Source organism: Bifidobacterium miconis (assembly GCF_019331735.1).
GTDB lineage: Bacteria > Actinomycetota > Actinomycetes > Actinomycetales > Bifidobacteriaceae > Bifidobacterium > Bifidobacterium miconis.
Genome location: NZ_JAHBBH010000021.1, coordinates 36,300 through 45,162, shown reverse-complemented (window position 1 = coordinate 45,162; position 8,863 = coordinate 36,300). Strand labels below are relative to the sequence as shown.

10 protein-coding genes are annotated in these 8,863 nt (G+C 62.6%); 2 read left to right on the top strand and 8 right to left on the bottom strand.

Features of this window, described 5'->3' with window-relative positions; all coding sequences use genetic code 11:
* Positions 1-552 (top strand): NAD(P)/FAD-dependent oxidoreductase (locus KIH79_RS08295; RefSeq protein WP_219058947.1); only part of this gene is annotated, 552 nt, incomplete at its 5' end.
* A gap of 302 nt (positions 553-854) precedes the next feature.
* On the top strand, positions 855-2,168 hold the full coding sequence (locus KIH79_RS08290) for an ATP-binding protein (RefSeq protein WP_219058946.1): 1,314 nt from the start codon (positions 855-857) through the stop codon (positions 2,166-2,168).
* A gap of 202 nt (positions 2,169-2,370) precedes the next feature.
* Here the strand turns inward: KIH79_RS08290 and KIH79_RS08285 are convergent, their stop codons facing one another.
* The 8 genes from KIH79_RS08285 to rpmH all read right to left on the bottom strand — a co-directional run bounded on the left by KIH79_RS08285 (position 2,371) and on the right by rpmH (position 8,707).
* Positions 2,371-3,924 carry a ParB/RepB/Spo0J family partition protein gene (locus tag KIH79_RS08285; protein ID WP_219058945.1) on the bottom strand — a complete coding sequence of 518 codons (1,554 nt, stop codon included), beginning with the start codon at positions 3,922-3,924 and terminating at the stop codon, positions 2,371-2,373.
* Positions 3,925-3,926: 2 nt separating this feature from the next.
* Positions 3,927-4,904, bottom strand: a complete 978-nt coding sequence (locus KIH79_RS08280) for a ParA family protein (protein WP_338023130.1) — start codon at positions 4,902-4,904, stop codon at positions 3,927-3,929.
* A gap of 332 nt (positions 4,905-5,236) precedes the next feature.
* Complete coding sequence (rsmG, locus tag KIH79_RS08275; RefSeq protein ID WP_219058953.1) at positions 5,237-5,947, bottom strand: 16S rRNA (guanine(527)-N(7))-methyltransferase RsmG; 711 nt, start codon at positions 5,945-5,947, stop codon at positions 5,237-5,239.
* 120 nt (positions 5,948-6,067) lie between these two features.
* A complete protein-coding gene (locus KIH79_RS08270) occupies positions 6,068-6,589 on the bottom strand; it encodes a Jag family protein (RefSeq protein ID WP_219058944.1) in 522 nt (173 codons plus the stop codon).
* 213 nt (positions 6,590-6,802) lie between these two features.
* Positions 6,803-7,813 (bottom strand): membrane protein insertase YidC, encoded by a 1,011-nt coding sequence (yidC, locus tag KIH79_RS08265; protein WP_219058952.1) that lies wholly within the window; start codon positions 7,811-7,813, stop codon positions 6,803-6,805.
* Positions 7,800-8,150, bottom strand: a complete 351-nt coding sequence (yidD, locus tag KIH79_RS08260) for a membrane protein insertion efficiency factor YidD (protein WP_219058951.1) — start codon at positions 8,148-8,150, stop codon at positions 7,800-7,802. Before yidD ends, yidC begins: the two co-directional genes overlap by 14 nt.
* Before the next feature lie 14 nt (positions 8,151-8,164).
* Positions 8,165-8,548 carry a ribonuclease P protein component gene (gene rnpA / locus KIH79_RS08255; protein WP_219058943.1) on the bottom strand — a complete coding sequence of 128 codons (384 nt, stop codon included), beginning with the start codon at positions 8,546-8,548 and terminating at the stop codon, positions 8,165-8,167.
* A gap of 24 nt (positions 8,549-8,572) precedes the next feature.
* On the bottom strand, positions 8,573-8,707 hold the full coding sequence (gene rpmH / locus KIH79_RS08250; protein ID WP_033494987.1) for a 50S ribosomal protein L34: 135 nt from the start codon (positions 8,705-8,707) through the stop codon (positions 8,573-8,575).
* Positions 8,708-8,863 lie beyond the last annotated feature (156 nt).

Below are 8,863 nucleotides of genomic sequence, written 5' to 3'. Positions count from 1 at the left end.
GGCCGCGGCGTCTCGTACTGCGCGACCTGCGACGGCTTCTTCTTCCGCGGCAAGCCGATCGTCGTGGTCGGCGGCGGCGATTCCGCGTTCGAGGAGGCGCTGTTCCTCACCCGCTTCGGTTCGTCGGTCACGCTGATCCACCGCCGCGACGAGTTCCGCGCATCGAAGATCATGGTCGACCGCGCTCGCGACAACGAGAAGATCACGCTGCTCACGAACTCCGTGGTCGACCGCGTGAACGGCGACGATTCGGGGGCGACGTCACTGACCGTGCGCAACGTGGTGTCCGGCGAGACGAGCGAGGTGCCCGCGAACGGCGTGTTCGTGGCGATCGGCCACACGCCGTCCACCGGTTTCCTCGGCGGCGCGATCGCGCTGGACGAGGACGGCTACATCACGGTCGACGGCGCGTCCACGCGCACGTCCGTCCCGGGCGTCTTCGCCGCGGGCGACGTGGTGGACCGCACCTACCGTCAGGCCATTTCCGCCGCCGGCATGGGCTGCCGCGCCGCCCTCGACGCCCAGTCCTACCTCAACGCGCTGGGCGAGTAACGCCTGACGCTCCAGACGAGCATCTCCAACAAGCGTGCTCGCCGGCTCATATGCCGTTCAACCGGCATCATGCAGTCGGCGAGCACATTTGTATGTATCGGCTTCACGATCTCCCTCGGGTGCGGACAGCCCCCGCAACAAGCAACAGCTATGCCACATGCGCCCCAATCGGTTGGAAAATGCAACATATTGCGTCTTAATCGGTTGGAAAATGCAATAAAATACCCTTTTTCTGGTTTGAAAATGCAATTTCAGAAAGATAAAATGGTTTGAAAATGCAATTCACATCCGAAGGGGCCATCTTGCTGACAAGAAAGATCGAAGCTGATCTTGAGGCGTGGAGGACGTCTCCCAATCGTACGGCTCTGCTGATTACCGGTGCACGGCAAATCGGTAAAACGTACATCGTCCGTCATTTCGCAAAAACGCATTACGAACACGTCGTCGAGCTGAATTTCATCGAAAACCCTGAAATGGCGACGCTGTTCAGCACTCCGCGCGACGCCAGGGACCTGCTTATGCGGCTCGAATTGGCCACGAACAGCCCTATGGTGCCCGGCAAGACCCTGGTGTTCTTCGACGAAGTCCAACAGTGCAAGGAAATCGTCACGGCAATCAAGTTCCTTGTGGACGATGGACGATTCGACTACATCATGTCCGGTTCGCTGCTTGGCGTCGAATTGGAGGACATTCGATCCATACCTGTGGGGTACATGAGCGAATTGGACATGCATCCTCTGGATTTTGAAGAGTTCTGCTGGTCGCAGGGAGTGGGAAGCGACATATTCGACATGCTGCGCGAATGTCTGCACGATCGCAGGGAGATTGATGATTTCATCCATGGCCGATTGATGGAGCTGTATGCCAAGTATCTGGTTATTGGAGGCATGCCGGCGGCGGTCAGTTCATTCGTGTCTGATGGCAGCGTCAGGAACGTGCGGACGATACAGGAAAACATCAAAAGAGAATATCGTCGCGATATCGGACAGTATGCCCGGAAAGAGGATCGACTTCACATCCGGTCCATCTACGATCTGGTGCCCAGCGAACTGAACAACCCCAACAAGCGGTTCACGTTCTCCAAAGTCGAAAAAGGCTTGCGTTTCCAGGCGGTGGCATCCGATTTTGACTGGCTGGTGGGCGCCGATGTGGCTATAGCGGCCTACAACGTGGATGAGCCGTGCACGCCGTTAGAGATGAGCAAGGAACGCAATCTGTTCAAGCTCTTCTATAACGATGTCGGTCTGCTCACCGGTTCGTTCCTGAGAAAGACCGCGCTTGACGTGCTGAACGGGAATCCCGACGTCAACTATGGGTCCATCTATGAGAACGCCGTCGCGCAGGAATTGGCCGCGCATGGCTTCGCTTTGTATTACTACAACAGCAAAAAGCTCGGCGAGCTTGATTTTCTTGTTCAGGATCGCGATGATGCGGTGCTGCCCATTGAAGTCAAGTCCGGCAAATCATACAAACGACATCATGCGATGGATGCGGTGCTGGCTCACAGCGAATACCACCTCTCCACCGGATACGTATTTGGCCCGTGCAACATTGCCGTCGAAAACCGCATACTCTATCTGCCCGTGTACATGGTCGGCCTGCTCAGCAACGACTGACATTCGCAACGCAGCCCGCCAGCATGGGGCTGCCATGGGCTGCCGCGCCGCCCTCGACGCCCAGTCCTACCTCAACGCGCTGGGCGAATAGTCCAGCCGAATAACCACCGGATAATAACCGCCGGATACGAGTGCGCCCCGCTTGCCTGCTCCGTGAAAGGAGAAACCGCAAGCGGGGCGCACGCATTGGATTGCTCTGCGATCAGCGCCAGCCGGCGTTCGGATCGGCCGCGGCGTCGCCTTGGGGGGCGAGGAGGCCGAGGATGCGGTCCATGTCCTCGGGCGAGGAGAACACGATTTCGATGCGTCCGTGCTGCTTGGAGCCCTTGATGGACACCTTGGTGTCGAAGCGGTTCTCGAGGTGCTGCTGGATCGGCGAGTTGGCCCACGGGTTGTTCTTGTTGGCGCGGGCCTTGCGCGGCTGCTCGCCGGAGGCGATCTTCATCGCGACGATCTCCTCGGTGGAGCGCACGGACAGTCCCTCCGCGATGATGCGGTCGGCCAGCTTGTCCATCTCCGATTCGTCGGTCAGGCCCAGCAGCGCACGCGCGTGGCCGGCCGAGAGCACGCCTGCGGCGACGCGCTTCTGCACGCTGGCGGGCAGGTTGAGCAGGCGCAGCGTGTTGGCGATCTGCGGGCGCGACTTGGACACGGACTTCGACAGCTGGGCCTGCGTGAGCCCGAATTCCTCGATCATCTGCTGGTACGCGGCCGCCTCTTCGAGCGGGTTGAGCGCGACCCTGTGCAGGTTTTCGAGCAGCGCGTCGCGCAGCATGTCGTCGTCGGCCGTGGTCTTGACGATCGCCGGGATCGTGGTCAGGCCGGCGAGCTGGGTCGCGCGCCAACGACGCTCACCCATGATGAGCTCGTACGGGCTGTCGAGACGCTCGTCGGCCGCCTCGACGTCGCCGTTGGCGACACGTTCGGCGACGTCGCGGCGGGCCTGCTCGATCTGCGCGGCGGGACGCTTGCGCACGACGATCGGCTGCAGCACGCCGACTTCCTTGATGGACGCGGCGAGCTCGTTGAGCTCCTCCTCGTCGAAGACGGTACGCGGCTGGTGCAGGTTCGGCCCGATGTCGGTGGTGTTCAGTTCGGCAAGATAGCCGCCGAACACCGGCTTGAGTTCCGGCTCGTCCGCGTCGTTCTTGGTTTCACGTGAAACATCAGCGGACTTGGCCGTGCGGGACGACGATTTGGCCGACTGCTTGCGATCGTGTGCAGCGGCGGACGACTCGGCAGCCACGGACTTGCCGGCAACCGGCACCGCCGCGGTCGTGTCGCCGAAGAACAGATCGCTCGGATGGGCGCCGGCATCGCCGATGCTCGGCATGGTCGCGCGCTTGGACTTGGACTTGCCGCCCTTGCCGTCATGCGCGGCACCGCCCGCGGACTGTGCCGGAGACGGCTTGGAACGGTCGACCGCGGGCGCGGTCACCGGCTGCGCCTGCGTGGACGCGGTGCTGATGACCTGCGGAATGGACGTGCGACTGATCGGCGCGGCGGACGACGCCTGCTCGTCGGGATCGGCCGGAACTTGCGGGGAGACGGACTTGCCGGCGTGCGCGCCGCTGCCGTCCTGCGCGACGGCAGGCGCCTTATGGGCGCCCGACTTGCCGGACAGCGCTTCGGCGACAGTCTTCTCCCGCTGCGCGGGCGTCATCACCGACAGTTCGTCGAGCTCATGCTGGGCTTCGCCGGGAAGGTCCGGGAACAGCGCGCCAAGTCCCTTGCCCAAACGCGACTTCGTAGCCATAATCAGTGTTCTCCTCGCTTGATTGCAATCGCTTCCAACGCCTGGTCCGAACGGCGCGCCATCTCGAGCGCCGCCTCACGATACGCCGTGGCGCCCATGCTCGCCTTGTCGTAGGCGATCACGGTCTGTCCGAAGCTCGGCGCCTCGGAGATCTTCACGGTACGGGGAATCGTGGTGTCGAGCACGATGGACGGATAGTGGTTCTTGACCTCCGAGTACACCTCGCGGCTGAGCAACGTGCGGCGGTCGTACATGGTGACCAGCATGGTGGAGACGAGCAGCGTCGGATTGAAGTGCTTCTGCACGAGGCCGATGGTGTTGATGAGCTGGCCGAGGCCCTCGAGCGCATAGTATTCGGCCTGAATCGGGATGAGCATCTCGTTGACCGCGCACATCGCGTTGATGACGAGCAGGCCGAGGCTCGGCGGACAGTCGACGAACACGTAGTCGTAGTGCTTGTCGGTTTCGGCCAGATACTTGGCCAGCGCGTCGCGCATGAGGTTGTTGCGATTCGGCGAATCCGCGATTTCCAGCTCCGCGCCGGACAGGTCGATGGACGCGGGCACGACGTCGAGCGTCGGAAAGTCCGGGCAGACCTGCTTGACGTCGGCGATGGTGCGGCGGCCTTCGAGCACGTCGTAGACCGAATCCATGCCGGAGTTGTGCTCGATGCCGAGCGCGGTCGACGCGTTGCCCTGAGGGTCCATATCGATGACGAGCACGTTCGCGCCGCCCTTGGCCAACGCGGCGGCGATGTTGACGGCCGTGGTCGTTTTGCCCACGCCGCCCTTCTGATTGGCGACCGCGATGATGCGGGTCTCCTTGGGCTTGGGGAAGCGTTGCGCTTCGATGGCGGCGTACCGCTGCTTTTCCTGCGCGATCTGCATGCCCACCGAGGCATCGGAGGCCCCATTGCCGAAGATGCGGCCGATGGTCTGCTCTACCGTTTCGAATTCAGGTTCGCCGTTGGTGGTGGACACTGCTCCTCCTTCACAAGACAGTACGTTCCAGTTTCATCGTTCGCATGGACATGAAAACGGGGCCAAACCGGCTGTTTGGGCCGTTTTTCGGTACCGTTCGGACGCCGTGCGGACGTCCGTCGCGCGCATCGCCCGCCAGTCATCCACAACTATCCACATAGTTGTGCACAGTATTGTGGATAACTGTGGATAACCTGTGTGCAACGCGCCGCTCGATCGTGCGTGCAATCCCGTCTCATTGCCGGAACTCCGGCGTTTGCACATGAACGCCACGCAAACTGCATCTCATTGTGGATAACTTTTTCTCACTGTGGATAATGTGGATAACTCAGTCAGCGCTTGTCCACCAGCACCACATGCGTGGGCTCGAGTCCGGGACCGACCTCGGCCTCGACCACCCGCGGACGCACTCCCCCGCGCTTGGCGATCTCCTTGGCGGCCTTGTCGATTTCGGCCTGCGCGGAACGCCCCTTGAGCGCGACCAGACGGCCGTGCGACTTGAGCAGCGGCAGCGTCCAGCCGGACAGCTTGGTCATGGGCGCGACCGCGCGGCACGTCGCCACGGCGAACGGATACAGTCCGTCGCGCTTGCGGATCCGGGCGATAATCTCCTCGGACCGGGCGCGCACGACCTCCACGTTCTTCAGCCCCATCTCACGCACGCATTCGTCGAGCCATTCGACGCGGCGCTCCATCGGCTCGATCAGCGTGAACCGATGGTCCGGCAGGCATGCGGCCGCGACGAGACCCGGGAAGCCGCCGCCGGATCCGATGTCCGCGACGGTCTTGTACCGCTCGTTCCGCGTCGTCTCGCGAATGAACGGCACCACGGCCGCGGAGTTGAGAATATGACGCTCCCACACGATGGCCACGTCGCGCGGGCCGATCAGGCCGCGCGGTTCGCCTTCGCGCATGAGCTTGTCGTGGAAGATCTCAAGCTTGGGCAACGCGTCGCCGAGCACGTCGGCGAGCAGCGGCGAGCCGTCGAGCTCGTCCGTCACCGGGGCGGACGCAACGGTCGAACCGGCCGACTCGCCGGACATGGCCATGCCGCCGTCCGTCATGCCATCGTGCGCAGTCGCGCGCGCGGCGGCATCATCCTGCATACCGTCCGCAACGTCGCCGCCGCGAACGGTTTCATGTGAAACATGATCCGGCACGGATCACTCCTCCGTCTCGTCGGCGGCGTCCTCCGCGTTCGCGCGCAGGTACACCGTCACGTAACGACGCGGCTCCTCGCCGTGCGAACGCGACTTGAGGCCCTCCTCGCGCACGACGTCGTGCACGACCTTGCGCTCGAACGAGTTCATCGGCTTGAGGTTCACCGGCTCGCCGGTCTCCTTCGCCTCGTCGATCGCGTCGAGCGCGATGTCGCGCAGACGCTGGCGCTTGTGCTTGAGGAACCCGTCGACGTCCACGATGAGATGCGAACGTTCGCCGGTCTTCTGCTGGACGGCCAGCCGAGTCAGCTGCTGCAGCGCGTCGACCACTTCCCCGTTGCGGCCGATGAGATGCTTGATGTCGGTGTCGTCGTCGGCGACGATCTGCACCATCGGACGATTGTTGCGCACGCCCATCTCGATGTCGCCGTCGTAGTCGGCGATGTCGAGCAGGCCCTCCAAATAATCGGCAGCGATGTCAGCTTCCTCGTTGAGCTGATCGATCGTCCTTTCGTCTTCCGCCATGTCCACTACTCCTTGTCCAGCGAAGGGTCGATTGTCAAAGTCTGCAAACCAGTCTAAACCAAAGGTCTCGCGGGAAACGAATCATGTCCGTTATCATGTCCGTTTCCCGCGAGACCGTCATGTCGCGTGCATCGCGCGCATCACGCACACCGCGTGCATCGCGCGCATCACGCACACCGCGTGCGTCGCGTACGTCACGTCAGCGCGGCATCGTCACTTCTTCTTGCCGCGGTTCTTGCGCTGCGGCTGCTCGCGCTGGTAGCCCTGCTTCTCCCGAAGCTCGGCGGCCTCCTTGGCCTTGATGAGCTTCTCCTCCTCGAGGCTCGGCTCGCCGGCCTTGGCGCGGCGCTCGTTCTCGCGCTTGTGGTCGCGGATTTCCTTGTCCTTGGCGGCCGGGGAACCCGGCGTCGGGAAGGCGTACGCCTGCCACATGGTGCGGGCGAGGTTGCAGATGTTGTTGGTGAGCCAGTAGACGAGCACGGCGAACGGCATGGTCACGCCGGAGAAGATGTACATGATCGGGAAGACCCACAGCATGCCCTTCTGCATGGTGGCGGCCTGGCCGACCATCGCCTCCGGGTTCATGTTGCGCTTCTGGCTGAAGTACGTGGTGAACCACAGGCAGCCGCACATGAGCAGAACGAAGACGCCGATGACGATCTTGCCGTGCGTGGCCGCGGTGGAGAACACGTCGGTCACGTTCACGCCGAACACGGTGGTCTGCGAGAACTGCTGCGCGGTGGCCACGTCGAACGCGCCGAGCGGCGCGCGCTTTTCGCGGGCGATGTACGGGATGGCCGACAGCACGTAGAACATGCACATGAACACCGGCGACTGGATGAGCATCGGGAGGCACGAACCGGCGGGGTTCGCGTCGTTGTCCTGATACAGCTTCATCATCTCGCGCTGCATGGCCTCTTTGCTGGCCTGGTCGTTCTTGCCCTTGTACTTGTTCTGGATGCGCTGCATCTTGGGCTGGATTTCCTGCATCTTGCGCATCGACTTCATCGTCTTGTAGTACAGCGGGAACACGCACGCATGCACGACGAGCACGAGGAAGATGATCGACAGCACCCACGAGAAGCCGACGGGCGACATGCCGAGCAAGGTCAGGAACTTGTGGAAGATGGCCATGATCTGGGTCATCAGCCACTCGACCGGGGTCAGCAGCTTGTACAGCCAGCCCCAGAAGCCGCTGTCCAGCAGGAATTTATCGTAATTGATCATCGCTTGAGGCCGTCTCCTTATGTTGCGCATGGCCGTCGCCGGACCGCGGTCCGGAACCGTCTTGCCAGGCCAGTGGTGTCAGTCGGGGCTCCTCATGGGCCTTCGACCACGAAAATCGGTAAAACACGGAATATCGCTGCGGAACGTCATCGATGCCGCCGCGGCTCCACGGCCGGCAGCGCAGCAATCGCAGCGCGGCCAACAGTCCCCCGCGCAACGCGCCGTATCGTTCCAGAGCTTCGATCGCGTATCGCGAACAGCTGGGATAGTACTTGCAGCAGGCGGGACGATGCGCGGAAATGGCGCGCTGGTACCAGCGAATCGCGCGAATCATGCCGCCGGCGACGGTCATCGACCGTCACGCTTCGCGGCTGCGTTCGCGGTTTTGCGCGACACTGCGGCAAACAGCGACGATACTTGGGCTTCCAGCGACTGGAAGTCGGCCGTCGCGGCGCTCGGCTTGGCGCGCATGACGACGTCGCACTGCTCGGGCAGGCTGGATTCGTACCGCCGCGCGAGTACGCGGAACCGTCGCTTCACCGCGTTGCGGGTCACGGCATGACCCACCGCTTTGGATACGGCAAGGCCGACGCGCCGCGCCGACGTCGCCGTATCGCCCAAAACTGAGGAATCGTCGCGCACCAGATAGTGCACGACGATATCCTTGTCGCTGACTTTACGGCGGCGCTTGAGCACGGTGACGAAATCACGATGGCTCTTGAGCCGCTCCACGTCGGTTACTGCCGTTGCCGTCGATCAGGCGGACAGGGAAGCGCGGCCCTTGGCGCGGCGACGGTTGATGAGCGCGCGGCCAGAGCGGGTGCGCATGCGCACGCGGAAACCGTGCTTCATGTGACGACGGCGGTTGTTCGGCTGGAATGTCCTCTTCATAGTTGTAGCTCCCGGTGTTTTTAGCCGCGCCAAAGCACGGCTCCTCATGAGTCAAGCTATACCAAAGTACTCTTACCCCTGCCCACAAGTCAAAACGCCGAGCGGGTTTTCACATTCCGAACGCGGTGCTGGGCGCGGCGCGACACGCGGAAACGT

Coding starts and splice junctions, on each gene's coding strand:
- yidD (WP_219058951.1), bottom strand. CDS start 8,150: ATGATTCGCGCGATTCGCTGGTACCAGCGCGCCATTTCCGCGCATCGT.
- KIH79_RS08285 (WP_219058945.1), bottom strand. CDS start 3,924: ATGGCTACGAAGTCGCGTTTGGGCAAGGGACTTGGCGCGCTGTTCCCG.
- rsmG (WP_219058953.1), bottom strand. CDS start 5,947: ATGTCCGGCGAGTCGGCCGGTTCGACCGTTGCGTCCGCCCCGGTGACG.
- KIH79_RS08270 (WP_219058944.1), bottom strand. CDS start 6,589: ATGGCGGAAGACGAAAGGACGATCGATCAGCTCAACGAGGAAGCTGAC.
- rpmH (WP_033494987.1), bottom strand. CDS start 8,707: ATGAAGAGGACATTCCAGCCGAACAACCGCCGTCGTCACATGAAGCAC.